This window comes from Acetobacter sp. DsW_059, assembly GCF_002153695.1.
Classification (GTDB): Bacteria; Pseudomonadota; Alphaproteobacteria; order Acetobacterales; family Acetobacteraceae; genus Acetobacter; species Acetobacter thailandicus.
The window spans coordinates 1-516 of sequence record NZ_JOPI01000148.1; the positions used below are offsets into that span (position 1 = coordinate 1).

The following is a 516-nucleotide window of genomic DNA, read 5'->3' on the forward strand; positions in this document are numbered from 1 at the left end:
TCTTCTGCAGCTCAGGCTGTTGCTGACTATATTGCCGCTCAGAATATTGGCAGCACAATATACACAACTCGCCTCTATAAACCGGCAACACTTGATGATGCAGCTGGTGGTCTGACCTACGATATCGTGAGTATTGAAATTGGCACCTCTGCCAGCACGGTCTCCGCAGACAATCTGGCATTATCCTTCAATGAGCGTCCAAACTGCACTGCAGCGAATGTAACGGTTAACGCCTCATGAGCGTATCAACTGACAGCTTTACCGGCCTGATAACCACTGAACATCAGGACAAATCAAAGTTCGTCCAGACTGTTTCCTTATCCTGTCAGGGGTATGCCGATCAGATAGCCCTCTGCAATCAGGCCTGGGAACTTTACGATCTGGATAACGCAGAAGGAGCACAACTCGACGTGGTAGGGTTGTGGGTAGGCCTGTCACGATACGTTGCACTGGCAATCGACGTTTACTTTTCCTGGGATGTATCCGGCGTTGGATGGGATCAGGGTGTCTGGTGGG

Annotated in this window: 2 protein-coding genes; both read left to right on the top strand. The window is 50.4% G+C overall.

The window, feature by feature from the left end; all coding sequences use genetic code 11:
* The coding region (locus tag HK25_RS13180) for a hypothetical protein (protein ID WP_198945991.1) at positions 1 to 240 on the top strand (240 nt) is incomplete at its 5' end.
* Positions 237 to 516 (top strand): DUF2612 domain-containing protein (locus tag HK25_RS12350; RefSeq protein ID WP_143296021.1); only part of this gene is annotated, 280 nt, incomplete at its 3' end. The genes HK25_RS13180 and HK25_RS12350, both read left to right, overlap by 4 nt.